The organism is Nostoc sp. DedSLP03 (genome assembly GCF_034530815.1).
Lineage (GTDB): Bacteria > Cyanobacteriota > Cyanobacteriia > Cyanobacteriales > Nostocaceae > Nostoc.
In genome coordinates this window covers 4,307-29,673 of sequence record NZ_JAVRCK010000095.1, presented here as the reverse complement: position 1 = coordinate 29,673, position 25,367 = coordinate 4,307, and the positions used below count along the sequence as shown (strand labels likewise).

The following is a 25,367-nucleotide window of genomic DNA, read 5'->3' as shown; positions in this document are numbered from 1 at the left end:
ATGAATTTAACAGAGCTTCTCAAAAATCTTTCAACAAAGAATGTTGAACTGTGGGTTGATGGAGACAAGCTGCAATATCGATCGCCTGAACATTCACTAACCCCTGAGCTATTGGGGGAAATTAAGCAATATGAACCAGAAATTATCCGCATTTTATCCCAGAGTACCGAGCAGACTGCAACTTATCCCCTATCTCACGGTCAAAAGGCACTGTGGTTTTTATATCAACTAGTACCCAGCAGTACAGCTTACAACGCCACATATGCAGCAAAGTTAGTTACAAATTTAGATATTCCAGCCCTGAAGCAGGCAGCACAAGTTCTAGTTGAAAGGCATCCAGTTTTGAGGACTACCTTTGCAACCATTAACGGCGAAGCTGTACAAACAGTTCACGAAAATCAGCAAATTGACTTTAGCTTCCAAGAAGCTTTCGATTTTGGCCAAGATGATCTAAACAATTGGCTGTCAGAAAAAAGCGATCGCCCCTTCGACTTAGAACAAGGGCCAATATTGCGCTTTGATTTATTAATTAACCATATTAAAACTGATAAACTAGCAACAAAAGAACATATTCTCTTAATCACGCTACATCAGATAGTCGGGGATTTCTGGTCTTTAGAAATCATGATCCGTGAATTGAGAGCCTTGTATAAAGCAATCGCCACAAGTGAAGTAGTCCAATTATCAGCACAAAACTATCAATATCAAGATTACGTCAAGTGGTCAGAGCAAATGCTCGCTAGTTCAGATGGAGAAAGTTTGTGGACTTACTGGCAGCAACAACTATCTGGTGAGTTGCCATTGCTAAATTTGCCAACAGATCGACCAAGACCTGAGAGCCAAACCTATAACGGCGCTTCCCGCTTTTTTACTGTTGAAGAAGAACTTTTACAAAAGCTTACAGAATTGGCGGACAGAGAAGGTGCGTCTCTGTATATCCTTTTATTAACAACATTACAAATACTATTACTACGTTATACCAATCAAGAAGATATTTTAATTGGCTCTCCAATGGTGAATCGAAGCCGTTCAGAATTTGAAAATATTGTGGGTTATTTTACTAATTCTGTGGTCTTGCGAGGAAACCTTTCAGGAAATCCCACCTTTAAAGAGTTGCTGGAGCGATCGCACTCTTGTGTGTTAAATGCCTTAGACCATCAAGATTATCCCTTTTCCCTGCTGGTGGAGCAACTGCAACCTGTCCGCAATCCCAGTTTCTCGCCACTCTATCAGATAGCTTTCGTTTGCAATCGCTCTCACCAGATGGATATGGATGGTTTGATTTTGGAATCAATAATTCCAGAGTCTAAAGGAGCTGCCTTTGATTTAACCTTAACCATTCTTGAGGAGCCAGCCTCACTCAAAGGTACATGGAATTACAACACTGACTTATTTGATGACAGCACAATCGCGCGGATGATGGGGCATTTTGTAACAATGCTTGAAGCAATTGTTACAAATCCCCAGCAACGAATTGACCAATTACCAATGCTCACACAATCTGAAAAACAGCAGTTATTAATTGAGTGGAATGATACTCAAGTAGACTACGCCTTCGATAAATGTATTCATCAGTTATTTGAGGAGCAGTCTTTGAGTACACCTAATGCTGTGGCAGTGGTGTTTGAGAATCAACAATTGACGTACCACGAGTTGAATTGTAGTGCTAACCAGTTGGCGCATTATTTGCGGTCTTTGGGAGTGAGAGCCGATGTGCTGGTGGGAATCTGTGTGGAGCGCTCTTTGGATATGGTGGTGGGATTACTTGGTATTCTCAAGGCAGGTGGGGCTTACGTACCACTTGACCCAGAATATCCCAAAGACCGTCTCTTGTTCATGCTTGCAGATGCTCAAGTTTCAGTATTACTGACTCAACAGCAGCTCCTCGATCAACTACCTGAGTATCAGGGAAAACTGATTTGTTTAGATGAAGTCTGGTCAGAAATTCTGCAAAACAAACAGAATAATACTGTTGAGGTAGTAAAGCCTACTCATCTAGCGAATGTGATTTACACATCCGGCTCCACAGGCAAACCCAAAGGGGTAATGGTTGAGCATAGTGGATTGTGCAATCTAGCTCAAGCTCAAATTCAGGCTTTCGGTTTGTCTGGTGATAGTCGAGTTCTTCAGTTTGCCTCCTTCAGTTTTGATGCTTGCATATCAGAAATCTTGATGGCTTTGGGATCGGGGGCAAGACTTTACTTAGGAACAAAAGACTCTCTCATGCCGGGTATGCCTTTAATTGAGCGATTACGCGATTATGGCATTACCCATGTCACCCTACCACCATCAGCGCTAGCAGTCCTGCCAGTAGAAGAACTGCCAACATTGCAAGCGATCGTTGTCGCCGGAGAAGCCTGTCCTCTGGAACTGATGCGACAATGGTATACAGGAAGAAACTTCTTCAACGCTTACGGCCCGACAGAAGCCAGTGTTTGTGCAGCGATCGCTAAATGCACTCCACTAGACCAAAAAATTTCCATCGGTCGTCCAATTGACAACACCCAGATATACATACTTGACCAAAACTTACAACCAGTGCCTGTGGGTGTACCAGGAGAACTGCACATTGGTGGTGCAGGATTAGCGCGAGGCTATCTCAACCGCCCAGAATTAACACAAGAGAAATTTATCTCCAACCCCTTCAGTGGAAGCAGAGGAGCAGGGGAGCAGGGGAGCAGGGGGGAAAAACGTCTTTATAAAACTGGGGACTTGGCTCGTTATCTACCAGATGGTAATATCGAATACTTGGGACGCATCGATAATCAGGTGAAAATCCGGGGTTTCCGCATTGAGTTGGGAGAAATCGAAGCAGCACTAAGCCAACATCCCCACGTGCAAGCATCATGTGTCATAGCCCGCGAAGATACTCTTGGTGACAAGCGCCTAGTAGCCTATATCGTACCGCAGCCACAGGTGACACCTACAATTAGCGTTCTGCGTACCTTCCTCAAAGAAAGGCTACCAGAATACATGATACCAAGTGCGATCGTTATCCTAGAATCTTTACCCCTAACCCCCAACGGCAAAATAGATCGTCGCGCTCTACCAGCACCAGAGCCAAGTAGTGAATCAAGAGAGAAATATGTAGCTCCGCGCACCCCAATTGAAGAAATATTGGCACAAATTTGGCAACAAGTCCTGAAAGTAGAGCTTGTAGGCAGAGATGATGACTTTTTTGAACTAGGAGGACACTCTCTACTAGGAACGCAATTTATCTCTCGTGTGCGTACTAGATTGAAAGTAGAAATACCATTGCGGACTTTATTTGCTACACCAACAATTGCCCAGTTAGCACCATCGATTCAGCAGTTACAGCAGCAAGATATAGAACTGTCAGCACCACCTATTTTAAAGCGGGTAGAGAATGCAGAAATACCACTGTCATTTGCTCAACAGCGTTTGTGGTTTTTAGACCAGTTAGAGTTGAACAGTGCCTCATACAATCTATCCATAGGTTTGCGTTTAGTAGGAACTCTTAATGTTGCCGCCCTAGAACAAAGCTTAATTGAAATTATTCATCGCCATGAAGTATTACGCACAAACTTTGTTACTGTTGATGGAAAGCCTTTACAAATAATTCAAACGGTAACGAACCGTACAGTAAGAGTCGTTGACTTGCAGCATTTATCAACACCTTTACTGAGCATCTCGACTTCGCTCGATGGAACCGAAGTCGTTGGCGGAGCCTCTGCCTCAGCAGAAGTAACAGAACAAAAAACGGCTGCACAGAAATTACTGGAACAACAAGCAATTGAGCCTTTTGATTTAGCTCATGATGCATTAATCAGAGCGACGTTGGTGGTGCTGTCTCCTACAGAACATTGGTTATCAGTGTGTATGCACCATACTGTCTGTGATGGCTGGTCAATAGGTGTGTTTGTCCAAGAGTTAGAAGCACTGTATAATGCTTATTCTCAAGGTCAACCATTTCTACGAGACGCTACGCGTAGCTTGCTTCCCCAAAGGGGTACACCTCTATTACCACTACCAATTCAGTACGCGGATTTTACTGTTTGGCAAAGACAATGGTTACAAGGGGAAGTACTACAAAACCAGTTGAGTTACTGGGAAAAACAGTTGGCAAATGCACCCACATTCTTGCCACTACCCACAGATAGACCAAGACCTACTGTGCAGACTTTCAATGGCTCATATCATGTGTTTGCTCTGTCTGTTGAGTTGACCCAACAGTTGGAAAAACTGAGTCAACAGCAAGGTGTAACTATGTTTATGACTTTGTTGGCGGCGTATAATACTCTGCTTTATCGCTACACCGGACAAGAAGATATTTTGGTCGGGACACCAATTGCCTACCGCGATCGCACTGAGTTGGAGTCACTTATTGGCTTTTTTGTCAATACTTTAGTGATGCGGACTCAAGTTTCAGGCGATCGCACCTTTAACGAATTACTCCCACGTATCCGGGAAATGGCACTATCCGCCTACGCACATCAAGATTTGCCCTTTGAAATGCTAGTGGAAGCATTGCAGCCAGAACGGGACTTGAGCCATACACCATTGTTCCAAGTGATGTTCGTTCTCCTGAACGCTCCCATGTCTGAAATAAAGTTGACTGGGTTAAGTGTCAGTGGCTTGCCAATAGGAATCACCACGGCAAAATTTGACTTAACTTTATCAATGGAAAACACTCCCGGTGGACTCTTTGGGTGGTGGGAGTACAACACTGACTTGTTTGATAGCAGCACTATTGAGCGCATGACTGGTCATTTTGTAACGCTGCTTGAGGCAATTGTGGCTAATCCCCAAGAGCGGATTTCGCAATTACCAATGCTCACAGCATCTGAGCAGCAACAGTTATTAATTGAGTGGAATGATACAGGGGTAAATTATAGCCAGGATAAATGTATCCATCAGTTGTTTGAGGAGCAAGTTCAACGTACACCTGATGCTGTGGCGGTGGTGTTTGAGAATCAACAATTGACGTACCACGAATTGAATTGTCGTGCTAACTCTTTGGCGCATTACTTACGTTCTTTGGGAGTCTCCGCCGATGTGCTGGTGGGGATTTGTGTGGAGCGTTCTTTAGAGATGGTGGTGGGACTGTTGGGTATTCTCAAGGTGGGTGGGGCTTACGTACCACTTGACCCAGAATATCCCCAAGAGCGTCTGAGCTTCATCTTGGAAGATACTCAAGTTTCAGTGCTGCTGAGTCAACACCATTTAATTGAGAAATTACCCCAGTGTCAAGCGCAGCTTATAAGCTTGGATACTAACTGGGAGTTGATTTCTCAGTTGAGCCAAGAAAATCCCATCACTGATATCCAAGCTAGTAACTTAGCTTATGTGATTTATACTTCTGGTTCTACAGGTCAGCCCAAAGGTGTGCAAATCTCACATAAATCTGTGAGCAATTTCTTATCTGCCATGCAGCAGCGCCCAGGAATAACAAAACAAGATACACTGCTTGCAATCACTACTATTTCCTTTGATATTGCTGCTTTAGAAATTTTTCTGCCTATAACTGTAGGTGCATCTGTGGTCATAGCCCGTCGTGACGTGACCCTTGATGGAAGAGAGTTATTTGACTTGCTAGTTAAGTCTAAGGCAACAATTATGCAAGCAACTCCAGCTACTTGGAGATTGCTTTTAGACTCCAACTACCAATTTAGCGATCTAAAAATACTTTGCGGGGGTGAAGCTTTACCTTGGGATCTAGTTAATCAACTGCTTGCCAGGGGCGCTTCTTTGTGGAACCTTTACGGGCCAACAGAGACTACTATTTGGTCAACGATATGTCAACTCGAATCCAATGACAGCTTGATTTCTATTGGTCGTCCAATTGACAATACCCAGATATACATACTAGACCAAAACGAAAAACCAGTACCTGTAGGTGTACCAGGAGAGTTACACATCGGTGGTGCAGGATTAACAAGAGGCTACTTGAACCGACCAGAATTAACACAAGAAAAATTCATTCCCAACCCGTTTGAGGAGGCAGGAGGGAGTAAATTATATAAAACCGGAGATTTAGCACGTTATCTACTAGATGGCAACATAGAATACCTGGGACGCATCGACAACCAAGTAAAAATTCGGGGATTCCGCATTGAATTGGGAGAAATAGAAGCAGCACTGAGCCAACATCCTCATGTGCAAGCATCATGTGTCATAGCCCGTGAAGATAACAGGGGTGACAACCGCCTAGTCGCCTACATCGTAGCGCATCCACAAGTAACACTCACAATTAGCGAACTGCGTAGCAACCTCAAGGAGAAGTTACCAGACTACATGGTTCCTTCGGCAGTAGTTATCTTAGAGTCCTTACCCCTAACGCCCAACGGAAAAGTAAATCGTCGCGCCCTACCAGCACCAGAGCTAAGTAATGAATTATTAGAGAAATATGTCGCCCCACGCAACCCCATCGAAGAAATACTGTCACTGATTTGGCAACAAGTCTTAAAAGTAGAGCTTGTAGGCAGACATGATAACTTTTTTGAGCTAGGGGGACACTCGCTACTCGCAACGCAACTTATTTCCCGTGTGCGTAGCAGCTTGAAAGTAGAATTGCCATTGCGATCGCTATTTGCTGCACCAACAATTGCTGAATTATCGCATAACATTCAGCAGTTACAGCAACAAGATATAGAATTTGCTGCACCACCCATATTACCAAGGACAGAGAATGCAGAAATACCACTGTCTTATGCTCAACAGCGTTTATGGTTTTTAGACCAGTTCGAGCCGAACAGTGCCTCATACAACATCCCCTTCGGGTTGCGTTTAGTCGGAACTTTGAATGTTGCCGCGCTACAACAAAGCTTAATTGAAATTATTCATCGCCACGAAGCATTACGCACCAACTTGATTGCCGTTGATGAGAAACCAACTCAAATCATTCAAACTCAAACAAATTGGACACTAACAGTAGTTGACTTGCAGTATTTATCCGTAAGAGAACAAGAAACTGCTGCACAGGAATTACTCCAACAACAAGCCATTCAACCTTTTGACTTAGAGTCAGAAGCATTAATCAGAGCAACATTAGTGGTGCTGTCTCCTACACAACAGTGGTTATTAGTATGTATGCATCACGCTGTCAGTGATGGCTGGTCAATAAATATATTTGTCCAGGAGTTACAAGCACTGTATAATGCTTACTCAATAGGTAAACCGTCACCCTTGTTACCACTGCCGATTCAGTACGCAGATTTTGCTATTTGGCAAAGACAATGGTTGCAAGGAGAGGTACTCAAGAGCCAATTGAGTTACTGGAAAGAACAGTTGGCTAATGCACCTACATTCTTGCCATTACCCACAGACAAACCAAGACCTGCTGTGCAGACTTTCAATGGCGCACATCTGGAGTTTAGTTTGTCTGTTGAGCTAACTCAAAAGTTGGTAAAGCTAAGTCATGAACAGGGTACAACCTTGTTCATGACTTTATTGGCGGCATACAATACCCTGCTTTATCGCTACACCGGACAAACAGATATTTTGGTGGGTACACCAATTGCTAACCGCGATCGCACCGAAATAGAAGGACTTATTGGCTTTTTTGTCAACACCTTAGTCATGCGGACTAACTTGGCTCAAAACCCCACCTTTAACGAATTACTCCCGCATATCCGGGAAATGGCATTATCCGCCTATGCTCATCAAGATTTGCCCTTTGAGATGTTAGTAGAAGCATTGCAGCCAGAACGGGATCTCAGCCATACACCAGTGTTCCAAGTAATGTTTGATCTGAATAATGCACCCACATCTGAAATAGAGTTAACTGGGTTAAGTGTCAGTGACTTGCCTATAGAAAACTCCAAGGCAAAGTTCGATTTAACTTTATCAATGGAAAACACTCCCAATGGACTCTTTGGGTGGTGGGAGTACAACACTGATTTGTTTTCTCGCAGCACCATTGAACGGATGACTGGTCATTTTGTGACACTGCTTGAAGGTCTTGTTGCTAATCCTAATGAGCGTATATCACAATTACCAATACTCACAGCATCTGAGCAACAGCAATTATTAGTTGAGTGGAATGATACAAGCGTAGATTATCCAATAGATAAATGTATCCATCAGTTATTTGAAGAACAGGTGGAACGCACACCCGATGCTGTAGCGGTGGTGTTTGAGAATCAACAATTGACGTACCATGAGTTGAATTGTCGTGCTAACTCTTTGGCGCACTACTTGCAGTCTTTGGGAGTCTCCGCCGAGGTGCTAGTGGGGATATGTGTGGAGCGTTCTTTAGAGATGGTCGTGGGATTACTTGGTATTCTCAAGGCGGGTGGGGCTTACGTACCACTTGACCCGGAGTATCCCCAAGACCGTTTAAGTTTTATGCTCGCAGACGCTCAAGTTTCAGTCTTACTCACCCAACAGCATCTAGTTGAGTCTCTTCCTCAAGATCAGGCGCGTGTAGTTCACTTAGATAAAGACTGGATCGCGATCGCTAAGTCTAGCCAAGAGAATCCAATTGCTCAGGTGCAAACTAGTAACTTAGCTTATGTTATTTATACTTCTGGCTCTACTGGTCAACCGAAAGGGGTAATGCTATGTCACAGTAACCTTTGCAACCATATGTTCTGGATGCAAGCAACATTCCCCCTAACTGAAAAAGACAAAGTACTGCAAAAAACTCCCTTTGGCTTTGATGCCTCAGTTTGGGAATTCTACGCTCCATTGTTAACAGGTGGACAGTTGTTAATAGCTAAACCAGGAGGTCATGCTGACAGTGCTTATCTGTTAAGGTTAATTGCCCAGCAGCAAGTAACTACTGTTCAACTTGTTCCATCTTTACTGCAAATGTTTTTAGAACAGGGAGGAATCGAAACTTGTCACTCCCTCAAACACGTGTTCTGTGGCGGTGAAGTCTTACCCGTTACTCTGCAAGAAGGCTTATTAAGTAAGCTAGATGTAAATTTACATAATTTCTACGGGCCAACAGAGGCTTGTATTGATGCAATTTTCTGGAATTGTCAGCGTGAGATTTATCCACAACTTGTCCCCATTGGTCGTCCAATTTCCAACACACAAATCTACATACTCGATCAAAACTTACAACCAGTACCTGTAGGTGTATCAGGAGAACTGCACATCGGGGGTGCAGGATTAGCAAGAGGCTACCTCAACCGCAGCGAGTTAACACAAGAAAAATTTATCCCCAACCCCTTCAATGGAAGCAGGGGAGCAGGGGAGCAGGGGAGCAGGGGGGAAAAACGTCTCTATAAAACAGGGGATTTAGCACGCTATCTGCCAGATAGTAACATAGAATACCTGGGTCGCATCGACAACCAAGTAAAAATCCGGGGTTTCCGCATTGAGTTGGGAGAAATCGAAGCAGCACTAAGCCAACATCAAGATTTGCAAACATCTGTGGTAATCGTCCGCGAAGACATTCTCGAAAATAAACGCCTAGTCGCTTATGTAGTACCGCAGCCACAGATAATACTCACAGTTAGTGAACTGCGTAGTTTCCTTAAAGAAAAGCTACCAGAATACATGGTACCAAATGCGATCGTCACCCTAGAATCCCTACCCCTAACACCCAACGGCAAAATAGACCGTCGCGCTTTACCAGAACCACAAGCACGCACAGGAATAGAAAGCAGCCTAGTGGCACCGCGCACCCCCATTGAAGAAAAACTAGCCCAAATTTGGGCGCAAGTATTAAGAGTAGAGCAAATAGGAATACACGATAACTTTTTTGAACTAGGAGGAGATTCCATTCTTAGCATTCAAATTATCAGCAGAGCAAAAGTTGCCGGAATAGAACTGACAATCAAACAACTATTTGCCAATCAAACCATCGCTCAATTAGCCACAGTTGTAGGCACAACAAAAGCACTCTCAATTGAACAAGGATTAGTCACAGGGACATTACCCCTAACACCAATTCAACACTGGTTTTTCGAGCAGAAATTACCAGAGAAACACCACTTCAATCAATCATTTATCCTCACAGTACCATCAGACATCAACCTAGAAATATTAGAGCAAGTATGGCAGCAAATACTAAAACATCACGATGCTCTAAGGCTAAGATTCACCCAAACAGATACAATATGGCAGCAGATTCATGCCGCCCCAACAGATAACATTACTATCCCCCGGTTTGACCTATCGAAAGTTCCAGAGACTGAGATAGAAACTATCATCGAAACCACAGCCAATGAGTTACAGGCGAGTTTAAATCTGTCAGAAAATCTCGTGCAAGTAGCATTGTTCTGGCTGGGTATTGACAAAAAAGCGCGATTACTCATAGTAATTCACCACCTCGTAGTAGACGGTGTTTCCTGGCGGATATTGTTAGAAGATTTGCAGACAGCTTACCAGCAACTAAGTCAAGGTAAAACCATTCAACTACCTGCCAAAACCACATCCTTCAAAGATTGGTCACAACAACTGACAGAATATGCTGTGGCAGAAGTCTTGAAATCAGAACTAGATTATTGGTTGAGTGCATCTTACGATGCAGTTGACTCCATCCCAGTAGACTATGCACAAGGAGTAAACACTACTGCATCGGCTAGGACACTAACAGTATTATTAGACGAAGCCGAAACTCTTTCTCTCCTGCAAGATGTCCCGAAAGCTTACAAAACACAAATTAACGATATCTTGCTAACTGCCTTAGTGCTGGTGTTGAGCAGATGGACTAACTCGGGTTCAGTGTTATTCAACTTAGAAGGTCATGGGCGGGAAGATATCATCGATGGCGTAGACTTATCACGTACTGTTGGTTGGTTTACAACAATTTTCCCAGTAGTTGTAGAACTGGGAATCATAGATGGTCTGGGTACTGCGTTAAAATCTGTCAAGGAACAATTACGTGAAATTCCTAATAAAGGCATTGGCTATGGCTTATTGCGTTATCTCAATGTTGATGTAGAAATTAGCGCCCAACTAGAGAAAATTCCCCAAGCAGAAATTAGCTTCAATTATTTGGGACAATTTGCTCAAGTTGTAAATACATCTTCTCTGATGCAAATAGCTAATGAGCCTAGCGGAAACAGCGAGAGTTTACAAGGTCAGCGTCATTGTTTAATAGACATTAATGCCATCATTACTAACGAACAACTGCAAATAGATTGGACATACAGCAGCAATATCCATCAACAGGAAACGATTGAGAATATTGCCCAAGAATTTGTCGAAACGTTGCAAGAGATAATTGCTCATTGTTTATCAGGAGAAAATACAGGTTATACGCCTACAGATTTCCCGTTAGTTAAACTTAACCAACTAGAACTGGATCAAATATTAGAAAATCTATGAAATTAGAACTTAGCAAAACTAATCGGCAAAATATTGAAGATATTTATCCCTTATCTCCCATGCAAGAGGGGATGCTGTTTGAAAGTTTGTATGCTCCAGACTCAGGCGTATATTTTGAGCAGATAACTTGCATTTTGACGGGAAATCTAGATGTAAAAACCTTTGAGCAAGCATGGCAGCAAGTGGTAGCTCGGCATCCGGTCTTCCGCACAGCATTTCTGTGGGAGTCTTTAAGTCAGCCAGTTCAAGTGGTGTATCGACAAGTTCCGGTGACAGTTGATACATATGACTGGCGAGAGTTATCTGCACAAGAGCAGCAACAGCAATTAGAGACTTTTCTGGATTCTGACCGACAACAGGGTTTCCAACTGTCGCAAGCGCCATTGATGCACCTACATCTAATCCAATTGGATAGGAATACTTATCAGTTTGTTTGGTCTCATCATCATTTATTACTTGATGGCTGGTCGTCACCTCTGGTTTTTAAAGACCTGTTTGAGTTTTATCAAGCTATTTCTCAGGGTAAAAGTTTACCTAACATCGGAACTCTGGGCTACCGCAACTATATTGCTTGGTTACAGCAACAAGATCGAGATTTAGCTCAAAGATTTTGGCGACAAAAACTACAAGGTTTTACTACACCAACACCTTTGACCGTGGATAAACGATTGTCCGTGGAGCAGCATTCGAGCTACAGGGAACAACAAATTGACTTAACTGTGCCAGCGACAGCAGCCGTGATGTCTTTTGTCAGACAGCATCAACTGACGATGAGTAATTTGGTGCAGGCGACTTGGGGATTGTTACTGTCTCGCTACAGCCAAGAAACAGATGTGGTTTTTGGTGCAACTGTCTCTGGTCGTCCGCCTGAACTTGTTGGTGTAGAGTCGATAGTGGGATTATTTATCAATACTCTACCAGTGCGGGTGCAAATCTCCGAGAAGACTGAATTACTGGGTTTGCTGAAGGATTTACAGGCGCAACAGATTGAATCTGAGCAATTTTCCTATAGCTCATTGGTAGAGATTCAGGGGCTGAGTGATATTCCCAGGGGTACGTCTTTGTTTGAGAGTATTGTTGTTTTTGAGAATTATCCTGTTGATACGGCTGTTTTACAAGGCAATAGCGATTTTTCCCTCTCGAATTTTAGGTGGATTGAACAAACAAATTATCCGGTGACGGTTTTAGTTTCCCCTGGTGAGCAATTGTCGCTGAGGGTGATGTACGATGCTAGTCGATTTGAAGATGGAACGATTAGCCGGATGCTGGGTCATTTTGTCACAATGCTTGAGGCGATCGCAACTAATCCTGTGCAACGAATTTCCCAGTTGCCAATGCTAACAGAATCTGAGCAGCAACAGTTATTAGTTGACTGGAATGATACAGCAGTAGACTATCTTCAAGAGAAATGCATTTGTAAGTTATTTGAAGCGCAAGTAGAGCGTACCCCAGATGCGATCGCAGTAGTATTTGAGAATCAACAACTAACATACTACCAGTTAAACAGTCGTGCGAACCAGTTAGCGCATTACCTGCGATCGCTGGGAGTAAAACCAGATGTGCTAGTAGGGATATGTGTTGAACGCTCCCTAGAAATGGTAATAGGAATCCTTGGAATACTCAAAGCAGGTGGAGCTTATGTACCGCTTGACCCAGAATATCCCCAAGAGCGCCTGAGTTTCATGTTAAAAGATGCCGCTGTCTCAGTACTGCTCACTCAACAAAAGTTAGTAGAGAAACTACCCCAGCATCAAGCGCATGTTGTTTGTTTAGATACCGACTGGCAACTGATAAGGCAATTGAGCCAAGAGAATCTCATCTCTGGTGTACAAGAAAATAACTTGGGTTACGTAATTTACACCTCTGGTTCCACAGGCCAACCAAAAGGTGTAGCCCTGACTCAGTTGGCGCTTTGCAATCTCATGCTGTGGCAATTGCAAAATTCACCAATGTCACCCAGTGGAGTTAAAACCCTGCAATTTGCACCTGTCAGCTTTGATGTCTCCTTTCAAGAAATGTTCTCGACCTGGTTTTCTGGAGGCACATTGCTGTTGATTGGAGAGGAATTGCGTCGAGAACCGTTAGCCTTATTAGGTTTACTCCAACAACAAGCAGTTGAAAGATTGTTTGTGCCGTTTGTAGCTTTACAGCAACTAGCGGAGGTAGCTGTTAGTAGTGAATTAGTTACTAGTAATCTAAGGGAAATCATTACTGCTGGCGAACAGTTACAGATTACTCCTGCCATTTCCAAGTGGCTAAGTCAGTTAAGTGACTGTACTCTGCACAATCATTACGGCCCATCGGAGAGCCATGTGGTCGTTAGTTTTACTCTAACTAATTCAGTGGACACTTGGCCGTTACTTCCTCCAATAGGTTGTCCCATTGCCAACACGCAAATCTACATCCTCGACCAAAATTTACAGCCTGTACCTGTGGGTGTACCAGGAGAACTGCACATTGGTGGTGTGTCCCTAGCAAGAGGCTACCTCAACCGACCAGAATTAACCCAAGAAAAATTCATCCCCAATCCGTTTGAGAAAGCAGCAGAAAGTAGATTATATAAAACAGGGGATAAGGCACGATATTTACCAGATGGCAATATTGAATACTTTGGGCGAATTGATAACCAAGTAAAAATACGCGGCTTCCGCATCGAATTGGGAGAAATCGAAGCCGTAATGAGCCAATATGAGCTTCTACAAGCAAATTGTGTCATCGTCCGCGAAGATACCCCAAGGGATAAACGCTTAGTCGCTTATATAGTACCCCAGCCAGAGCAGACAGCCACAGTAAACCAACTGCGGCAATTCCTCAAATCCAAGTTACCAGAATACATGCTGCCAAGCGCCTTCGTCACCTTGGAGTCCTTACCGTTGACCCCTAGTGGAAAAGTTAACCGTCGCGCCTTACCAGCACCAGAGCCAAATAGTGAATTATTAGCGCAATATGTCACTCCCCGCACCCCAATAGAAGAAATCTTGGCACTAATTTGGCAACAAGTCCTGAAAGTAGAGCGTGTAGGCAGACATGATAACTTCTTTGAGCTAGGCGGACACTCCTTACTCGCAACGCAACTTATTTCCCGTGTACGTAGCAGCTTGAAAGTAGAACTGCCATTGCGTTCGTTGTTTGCTGCACCAACAATTGCTGAATTAGGGCCAAATATTCAACGGTTACAGCAACAAATACTTCGACTCCGCTCAGTACAAGACTTAGAACTTGCTGCATCACCCATTTTAAAGCGGTCAGAGAATACAGAAATACCACTGTCTTATGCTCAACAGCGTTTGTGGTTCTTAGACCAGTTCGAGCCGAACAGTGCTTCATATAACATCCCCTTCGGGTTGCGTTTAGTCGGAACTCTGAATGTTGTCGCGCTACAACAAAGCTTAATTGAAATTATTCATCGCCACGAAGCATTACGCACTAACTTTGTTACTGTTGATGGAAAACCTTCTCAAATTATTCAAACTGCAACAAATTGGACACTAACAGTAGTTGACTTGCAGCATTTACCCGTAACAGAACAAAAAACGGCTGCACAGCAATTAGTTCAACAACAAGCGCTTCTTCCTTTTGACTTAGCAAGTGATGCATTAATCAGAGCGACGTTGGTAGTGCTGTCTCCTACACAACAGTGGTTATTGGTGTGTATGCACCACGTTGTCAGTGATGGCTGGTCAATAGGTGTATTTGTTGAGGATTTACAAGCACTGTACAATGCTTATTCTCAGGGTCAACCATCACCCCTGTTGCCACTGCCGATTCAGTATGCTGATTTTGCAATTTGGCAAAGACGATGGTTAGTCGGGGAGGTACTGCAAAGTCAATTGAGTTACTGGAAACAACAATTGGCAAATGCACCCACATTCTTGCCACTACCCACAGACAGACCTAGACCTGCTGTGCAGACTTTCAATGGCGCATATCTTGAGTTTGCGTTGTCTGCTGAACTAACTCAACAACTGACCAAACTGAGTCAAGAGCAAGGTTGTACCCTGTTTATGACTTTGTTAGCGGCATATAATACCCTGCTTTATCGCTACACAGGACAAGAAGATATTTTGGTGGGGACACCAATTGCTAACCGCGATCGCACCGAAATAGAAGGGTTAATTGGCTTTTTTGTCAACACTTTGGTGATGCGGACTGATTTATCTCTTAATCCCACCTTTAACGAATTACTCCCGCGTATCCGGGAAATGGCATTACCCGCCTATGCTCATCAAGATTTGCCCTTTGAGATGTTGGTGGAAGCATTGCAACCAGAACGGGATCTTAGCCATACACCACTGTTTCAGGTGATGTTTGTTCTTAATAATGCGTCTATATCTGAAATAGAGTTAACTGGGTTAAGTGTTAGTTCATTGCCCATAGAAAGTGCGATCGCTAAGTTTGATCTTACCTTGGGAATGGAAAACACTAACACTTCGACTACGCTCAGTACAAGCAATGGACTCGTGGGGTGGTGGGAGTACAACACTGACTTGTTTGATAGCAGCACTATCGAACGGATGACTGGTCATTTTGTGACTCTACTTGAGGCAATTGTGGCAAATCCTCAAGAGCGGATTTCTCAATTACCAATGCTCACAGCATCTGAGCAACAGCAATTATTAGTTGAGTGGAATGATACAAGCGTAGATTATCCAATAGATAAATGTATCCATCAGTTATTTGAAGAGCAAGTAGAGCGTACACTCAATGCTGTGGCAGTGGTATTTGAGAATCAACAATTGACGTACCGCGAGTTGAATTGTCGTGCTAACCAGTTGGCGCATTACTTACAGTCTTTGGGAGTGGGAGCCGATGTGCTGGTGGGTATTTGTGTAGAACGTTCTTTAGAAATGGTAGTGGGATTATTGGGGATTCTCAAGGCGGGTGCGGCTTACGTACCACTTGACCTAGAGTATCCCCAAGACCGTCTGAGTTTTATGCTCGAAGATGCTCAAGTTTCTGTGCTACTTACCCAACAGCATCTAGTTGAAAAATTACCTGAACATCAAGCGCGTATCGTTTGCTTAGATACCTACTGGGAAATCATTCTCCAGTCGAATCAACAAAATCCGATCACTGGTGTGCAAGCTAGTAACTTGGCTTATGTAATTTACACTTCGGGTTCCACCGGAAAGCCTAAAGGAGCAATAAATACGCATCTAGGAATTTGCAATCGCCTCCTGTGGATGCAGCAAGCATATCAATTAACAGAAATAGACTGCGTTTTACAGAAAACTCCTTTCAGTTTCGATGTCTCCGTTTGGGAGTTTTTCTGGCCATTATTAACTGGAGCGCGTTTAGTTGTAGCCAAACCAGGTGGACATAAAGATAGTGGTTACTTGGTCAACCTAATACTAGAACAGCAAGTTACTACACTGCATTTTGTCCCTTCAATGCTCCAGATTTTTCTAGAAGAACAAGGTTTAAAAGATTGCAGTAGCTTAAAGCGAGTTATTTGTAGTGGCGAAGCGCTGCCAAAAGAACTTCAGGAACGCTTTTTTGCCTCTTTAGGGTGTCAATTGCATAATCTCTACGGGCCGACAGAAGCGGCAATTGATGTCACTTTCTGGGAATGTCAACCAGAGAGCAATTTGAAGACTGTGCCTATTGGTCGCCCAATTTCCAATACGCAAATCTACATACTCGACCAAAACTTACAACCAGTACCTGTGGGTGTACCAGGAGAACTGCACATTGGTGGTGCAGGATTAGCGAGAGGCTACCTCAACCGCCCAGAGTTAACAGAACAAAAGTTTATCCCCAACCCTTTCAGTGGAAGCAGGGGAGCAGGGGAGCAGAGGAGCAGAGGGGCAAGGGAGCGGAGGAGAAAAATAGCCCAATCTCCAGCCTCCAGTCCTCGCCTGTATAAAACCGGAGATTTGGCTCGTTATCTACCAGATGGCAATATCGAATACCTGGGACGTATTGACAACCAAGTAAAAATCCGTGGATTCCGCATCGAATTGGGAGAAATCGAAGTAGCACTAAGCCAACATCAAAATGTACAAACCTCTGTAGTCATCGTCCGCGAAGACATTCCTGGTGAGAAGCGCCTAATCTCTTACATCGTACTGCAACCAGAACAGCCACCCACGGTTAGAGAACTGCGTAGCTTTCTCAAATCCAAACTACCAGAATACATGGTACCAAGTGCCTTTGTCATATTAGAATCTTTACCTCTAACCTCCAACGGCAAAATAGACCGTCGCGCCTTACCAGCACCAGAGCCAAGTAGTGAATCAAGAGAGAAATATGTAGCTCCACGTACACCCCTAGAAGAAATCCTTGCACAAATTTGGGTACAAGTCCTGAAAGTAGAGCTTGTAGGCACACATGATAACTTCTTTACCTTGGGAGGACACTCGCTACTCGCAACGCAACTCGTCTCTCGTGTGCGTAGCAGCTTGAAAGTAGAACTGCCATTGCGTTCGTTATTTGCTGCACCAACAATTGCCCAGTTAGCACCATTAATTCAGCAATTACAGCAACAAGACTTAGAATTTGCTGCACCACCCATTTTAAGGCAGGCAAACAATGCAGAAACAACACTGTCATTCGCGCAACAACGGTTGTGGTTTTTAGACCAGTTCGAGCCGAACACTGCCATATACAACATTCCCTTCGGGTTGCGTCTATTAGGAAACCTCAATCAAACGGCCTTAGAACAAAGCTTAGTTGAAATTATTTATCGCCACGAAGCCTTACGCACCAACTTTATCACAGTTGATGGACAAGCTGCTCAAATCATTCAAACAGAGACGAATTGGACATTTACAGTTGTTGACTTAAAGCATTTACCTTTAACAGAACAAAAAACTGCTGCACAAAAATTAGTTCAACAACAAGCGCTTCTTCCTTATGACTTAGAGTCAGAAGCATTAATCAGAGGGACATTAGTAGTGCTGTCCGAGACGGAACAGTGGTTATTAGTGTGTATGCATCACGTTGTCAGTGATGGGTGGTCAATAGGTGTGTTTGTCCACGAGTTACAAGCACTGTACAATGCTTATTCTCAAGGTCAACCATTACCTCTATTGCCGCTACCAATTCAGTACGCAGATTTTGCAATTTGGCAAAGACAATGGTTAGTCGGGGAAGTACTGCAAAGTCAATTGAGTTACTGGGAACAACAATTGGCAAATGCACCCACATTCTTGCCATTACCCACAGACAGACCTAGACCTTCTGTGCAGACTTTCAACGGCGCAAATATGGAGTTTGCTCTGTCTGATGAACTAACTCAACGGTTGTTGCAACTGAGTCAAAAGCAAGGGGTGACTTTGTTTATGACTTTGTTAGCGGCATATAATACCTTGCTTTATCGCTACACGGGACAAGAAGATATTTTGGTCGGGACACCAATTGCTAACCGCGATCGCACCGAACTAGAAGGGTTAATTGGCTTTTTTGTCAACACTTTAGTGATGCGGACTGATTTATCTCTTAATCCCAGTTTTAACGAATTACTCCCACGTATTCGGGAAATGGCACTGTCCGCTTACGCTCATCAAGATTTGCCCTTTGAAATGCTCGTGGAAGCATTGCAGCCAGAACGGGATCTTAGCCATACATCACTATTTCAGGTGATGTTTGTCCTCCAGAACGCTCCGATGTCCGAAATAGAGTTGACTGGGTTAACTGTCAGTTCCTTGCCAATAGAGAGTTCCACGGCAAAGTTTGATTTAACTTTATCAATGGAGAACACTGCCACTGGACTCTTTGGGTGGTGGGAATACAATACTGACTTGTTTTCTCGCATCACAATTGAGCGCATGACTGGTCATTTTGTGACATTGCTTGAAGGTATTGTTTCTAACCCTACTGAGCAAATTTCGCAATTGCCAATCCTCACAGCAACTGAGCAACATCAGTTATTAGTTGAGTGGAATGATACACGGGTGGATTATCCCCAGGATAAATCTATTCATCAGCTGTTTGAGGAGCAGGTAGAGCTTACACCCGATGCTGTAGCAGTGGTGTACGAGAATCAACATCTCACATACGGCGAATTGAACAGCCGTGCTAACCAGTTGGCGCACTACTTACGTTCTTTGGGTGTGAAAGCTGATGTGCTGGTGGGGATATGTGTAGAGCGTTCCTTAGAAATGGTCATTGGACTATTGGGGATTCTCAAGGCTGGTGGTGCTTATGTGCCACTTGCTCCAGAATATCCTCAAGAGCGATTGAGCTTCATGCTCGAAGACACTCAGCTATCAGTCATATTAACTCAAGAGAAATTAGTTAATAAACTAGGCGATCGCATCCAGCACGGCTTTATCGATCGCAAAGCTAGTGTAATTTGCTTAGACTCAAGTTGGGATATCATCAATCAACAAACACAACAGAACCCAACTAACACCGTCAAAGCTGATAACTTAGCTTATGTAATGTACACAAGTGGTTCTACAGGTCAACCCAAAGGTGTGAGCATTGTCCATCGAAGTGTAGTTCGCTTAGTCAAAGCGACCAACTATGTTAGCATTTCTGCTGGTGATGTAATTGCACAAGCTTCAAATCACGCTTTTGACGCTGCTACCTTTGAAATTTGGGGAGCGTTACTGAACGGAGCGCGGTTGGTAGCTGTAAGCAAAGATTTGGTACTTTCGCCCAAAGATTTTGCAGAGTTTTTGCGATCGCAAAATATCAGTGTGTTATTCTTAACAACTGCTCTGTTCAATCAAATTGCTCAAGAAGTCCCCTCTGCTTTCAATTCACTACGGCATCTTCTATTTGGGGGCGAGGCTGTCGATCCTAAATGGGTTAAAGAAGTACTCAACAACGGTGCGCCGCAGCGACTGCTCCATGTTTACGGGCCAACAGAGAATACAACGTTTAGTTGCTGGTACTTGGTGCGGGATGTGCCAGAAGGCGCAACAACTATTCCCATCGGGGAACCGATTTCCAACACACAAATCTATTTGTTAGATTCTCAACTACAACCAGTGAGTGTTAGTGTACCAGGAGAATTATACATTGGGGGAGATGGTCTAGCCAGGGAGTACCTTAACCGCACCGAGTTAACACAAGAAAAATTCATCCTCAATCCTTTTAGTTCTGATCCCCATTCACGCCTCTACAAAACCGGGGATAAAGCACGCTATTTAAGTGATGGCAATATTGAATACTTAGGACGTATCGACAACCAAGTAAAAATACGCGGTTTACGGATTGAGTTGGGCGAAATTGAAGCAGTTCTGAGCCAACACAACGATGTGCAGGTATCCTGTGTCATTGTCCGCGAAGATACCCCTGGAGATAAACGTTTAGTCGCCTACATCGTAACGCATCAGAACTGCCAACCTCAGATGAGCGAAATACGTCAGTTCCTCAAAACAAAGCTGCCAGATTACATGATGCCAAATGCTTTTGTAATTTTGGAATCATTACCCCTGACTCCCAACGGCAAAGTAGACCGCCGCGCCCTGCCAAAACCAGAATTAGACACCATACTTCTAGAAAAATATGTTGCCCCGCGTACACCCATTGAGGAAATGCTTGCACTCCTTTGGGCGCAAATTCTGAAAGTAGAGCAAGTGGGTATTTATGATAATTTCTTTGAACTTGGGGGACACTCACTGCTAGCAACGCAACTGGTTTCACGCATCCGCAGCAGTTTCAAACTAGAACTACCATTACGTGAGTTGTTTGCTAGAGCGACAGTAGCCGAATTAGCACAATCAGTTGAGCAATTACAACAGCAAGATATAGAACTTGCTGCACCACCCATTTTAAAGCGGGCAGAAGATGCAGAAATACCACTGTCATTCGCGCAACAACGGTTGTGGTTTTTAGACCAGTTGGAGCCGAACAGTGCCTCATACAACATCCCCTTCGGGTTGCGTTTAGTCGGAACGCTGAATATTGCAGCATTAAAACAAAGCTTAATTGAAATTATTCATCGCCACGAACCATTACGCACTAACTTTGTTACTGTCGATGGAAAACCTTCTCAAATTATTCAAACTGTAACAAATTGGTCAGTTGCAATTGTTGACTTGCAGCATTTACCTTTAATAGAACAAAAATCTGCTGCACAGGAATTAGTCCAACAACAAGCGCTTCTTCCTTTTGACTTAGAGTCAGAAGCATTAATCAGAGCAACATTAGTGGTGCTATCTCCTACTGAACAGTGGTTAGTTGTGTGTATGCACCACGTTGTCAGTGATGGCTGGTCAATAGGTGTGTTTGCCTTGGAGTTACAAGCACTGTACAATGCTTATTCTCAAGGTCAACAGACATCTCTATTGCCGCTACCAATTCAGTACGCAGATTTTGCCATTTGGCAAAGACAATGGTTAGTTGGGGAAGTACTGAAGAGCCAATTGAGTTACTGGAAAGAACAATTGGCAAATGCACCTATGTTCTTGCCATTACCCACAGACAGACCCAGACCTGCTGTGCAGACTTTCAATGGCGCATATCAAGAGTTTGCCCTGTCTGTTGAGTTAACTCAACAACTGACCAAACTCAGTCAACAGCAAGGGGTAACTTTGTTTATGACTTTGTTGGCTGCATATAATACCCTGCTTTATCGCTACACAGGACAAACAGATATTTTGGTGGGGACACCCATTGCTAACCGCGATCGCACGGAAATAGAAGGGTTAATTGGCTTTTTTGTCAATACTTTAGTGATGCGGACTGATTTATCTCTTAATCCCAGTTTTAACGAATTACTCCCGCGTATCCGGGAAATGGCACTGTCCGCCTACGCTCATCAAGATTTGCCCTTTGAAATGCTCGTGGAAGCATTGCAGCCAGAAAGAGACATGAGTCATACACCACTATTTCAGGTGATGTTTGCTCTCCAGAACGCTCCGATGTCCGAAATAGAGTTGACTGGGTTAAGTGTCAGTTCTTTGCCAATAGAAAGTTCTACGGCAAAGTTTGATTTAACTTTATCAATGGAAAACACTACCACTAAACTAGTGGGAGGGTGGGAATACAACACTGACTTGTTTGATAGCAGGACCATTGAGCGCATCACTAGTCATTTTGTGACACTGCTTGAAGCAATTGTGGCTAATCCTAATGAGCGTATTTCGCAATTACCAATACTTACAGCAAGTGAGCAGCAACAATTATTAGTTGACTGGAATGATACTCAAGTAGGCTACACTTTCGATAAATGTATCCATCAGTTGTTTGAAGAGCAGGTAGACCGTACCCCAGATGCGGTAGCGGTGGTGTTTGACAATCAACAATTGACGTACCGCGAGTTGAATTGTCGTGCTAACCAGTTGGCGCATTACTTGCAGTCTTTGGGAGTGGGAGCCAATGTGCTAGTAGGTATTTGTGTGGAGCGTTCTTTGGAGATGGTGGTGGGACTATTGGGGATTCTTAAGGCGGGTGGGGCTTACGTACCACTTGACCCCGAGTATCCTCAAGACCGTCTGAGTTTTATGCTCGAAGACGCTCAAGTTTCCGTGCTGCTGAGTCAACAGCATCTAGTTGAGAAATTACAAAACCATCAGGCACAGGTTGTTTGTTTAGATACTGATTGGCACTTTATATCTCAGTTAAGTCAGGATAATCTAATCACTGAAGTACAAGCAACTAATTTAGTTTATGTGATTTATACCTCCGGTTCTACAGGAACACCTAAAGGAGTACTGATTGCCCATAAAGGATTATTAAATCTGGTGTTGTGGCATCAGCGTACTTTTAAAATCACCTCAATTGACAAAGCCACCCAACTAGCAGGAACAGGATTTGATGCGGCGGCGTGGGAATTATGGCCTTACCTAACAGCAGGAGTAAGTATCTATTTAGTCAAATCTGAGATCCTCACTTCGCCAGTAAATCTAAGAGATTGGTTAATATCACACCAGATTACCATCAGTTTTGTGCCAACACCAATAACACAGGAGTTATTGTCTTTAGAATGGACTACGGAAAGTTTAGCTTTGCGTTACGTCCTGACTGGAGGCGATAAGCTTAATCAGTATCCACCAGCTTCAGTCCCCTTCCAAGTAGTGAATAATTATGGCCCAACAGAGAATACTGTTGTTACAACTTCGGGGTTGGTAGTTGCTAAGAAACAAGATCAGACATCACCAAGCATTGGTCGTCCAATTGACAATACCCATATCTACATTTTAGATAAGTATTTACAACCAGTACCCATTGGTGTAATAGGAGAGTTACACATTGGTGGTGCAGGATTAGCAAGAGGCTACCTCAACCGAAGCGAGTTAACACAAGAAAAATTTATCCCCAACCCCTTCACTCGAACTAGGGGAGCAGGGGAGCGGCTATACAAAACTGGTGACTTGGCTCGTTATCTACCAGATGGAAACATAGAATACCTGGAACGCATCGACAATCAAATAAAAATCCGAGGTTTCCGAATTGAGTTAGGGGAAATTGAGGCAATATTGAGTCACCATCCAGGAGTTAGGGAAAATGTGGTAATAGCCAGAGAAGATATCCCAGGAGATAAACGCTTAGTAGCTTATTTTGTGCCGCAGTTGGAGCAAACACCAACTAGCAATGACTTACGCATTTTCTTAAAAGAAAAATTACCACAGTATATGGTGCCAAGTGCTTTTGTCAGTTTAGAGTCTTTACCTTTAACTCCCAATGGCAAAGTAGACCGCAAAGCCTTACCTGTTCCTGATTCAAATAATACCCAGTTGGCAGCGAGTTTTGTAGCACCACGTACCCCTGTAGAGAAAGTATTGGCAGATATTTGGGCTAATGTACTGCATCTAGAGCAGGTGGGTGTTCTGGATAATTTCTTTGAGTTAGGAGGTCATTCTCTCTCCACAATTCGGGTGATGTCCCAGGTAAATGAGACTTTCCAGATGAAGTTGCCGTTGCGCCACTTATTTTCTGCGCCAACTATCGCTGAACTGGCTCAAACCATTGAATCTACTCCTGGAACAGATTCTACTGTCAATGCCAATGAAATTACTTCCTTAAACTTACAGGCTGAAGTCGTCCTAGACGAGACAATCAAGCCTCTTAACTTAGTTTATCAACCTGTAAGTGAACCAAAGGCTATTCTGCTCACGGGTGCAACAGGCTTTGTTGGTGCTTTCTTGCTGGCGGAATTATTACAACAAACTCAAGCAGATATTTATTGTTTGGTGCGTGCTACGAACTTGAGCGCAGGTAAACAACGCCTCCAAGAAACTCTGAAAGCTTATTTACTTTGGGAGGAATCTTTCAACGAGCGCATTATTCCCGTATTAGGAGATTTATCTCAACCGCTTCTAGGTCTTGGTGATGAGCAGTTTCACCTTATGGCGAGGAATATTGACTTAATTTACCATAATGGCGCTTTGGTGAATCATGTTTATCCATACGCTTTGTTAAAAGCAGCAAATGTTCGTGCCACTGAGGAAGTCTTGAGATTAGCTAGTCAAATCAAAATCAAGCCTGTGCATTTCATCTCTACTGTTAGCGTTTTCTCTTCAGATGAGTATTTTAAATTAGAGGTGGTTCAAGAAAACGATCCTCTCAAACACTCTCAAGGACTTGTTAGCGGCTATGCCCAAAGTAAATGGGTTGCAGAAAAGATGGTAATGATGGCACGCGATCGCGGTTTGCCTTGCAGTATCTACAGGCTTGGTAGAATAACATGGCATAGTCAAACCGGCGTTTGGAATCTAAATGACATGTTTTACAGATTCATCAAAAGCTGCATTCAATTAAAAAGTGCGCCAGAGATGAACAGCATGGTAGAAATTACACCTGTAGACTACCTCGCCAAAGCTTTAATCTGCCTATCGCAGCAGCCAGAATCTTTAGGCAAAGCCTTTCATCTAATGAATTCCCATTCTGCTCCTTGGAATCAATTTATTAAATGCATCCGATCTTTAGGCTACCCACTGCAACAGCTTGACTATGAGGATTGGCAAGCTGAACTACTTGGCAATACCCAAATTTCTAGTGATAACGCTTTATATTCAGCTATATCGCTGGCTGAAGACAATACATCTTCACAGTCAAAGGCAAATGCAGCATCTAGCTTCAAATTCGATTGCCAAAATACCCTCAATGGACTTGCAGATACTGACATTCGCTGGCCGGAAGTAGATGATAAATTACTCCAAACTTTCTTCGCCAACTTTAGCAATTGGACTTTGGGCAAAAAAGGTAACGCTCTTCCATCACTCTAA

General features: G+C 43.5%; 2 protein-coding genes. Both read left to right on the top strand.

Going from position 1 to position 25,367, the window contains the following annotated elements:
* Positions 1–11,244 (top strand): non-ribosomal peptide synthetase, encoded by an 11,244-nt coding sequence (locus RM368_RS31620; protein ID WP_322697713.1) that lies wholly within the window; start codon positions 1–3, stop codon positions 11,242–11,244.
* The gene (locus RM368_RS31615; protein ID WP_416212277.1) at positions 11,241–25,367 is read left to right on the top strand and encodes a non-ribosomal peptide synthase/polyketide synthase; all 14,127 of its coding nucleotides are present in this window, start codon (positions 11,241–11,243) and stop codon (positions 25,365–25,367) included. The genes RM368_RS31620 and RM368_RS31615 overlap by 4 nt, the downstream gene beginning before the upstream one ends.

Bases quoted from the DNA above. Each gene is read 5' to 3' on its own strand.
- RM368_RS31615 (WP_416212277.1), top strand. From the start codon at position 11,241: ATGAAATTAGAACTTAGCAAAACTAATCGGCAAAATATTGAAGATATT.
- RM368_RS31620 (WP_322697713.1), top strand. From the start codon at position 1: ATGAATTTAACAGAGCTTCTCAAAAATCTTTCAACAAAGAATGTTGAA.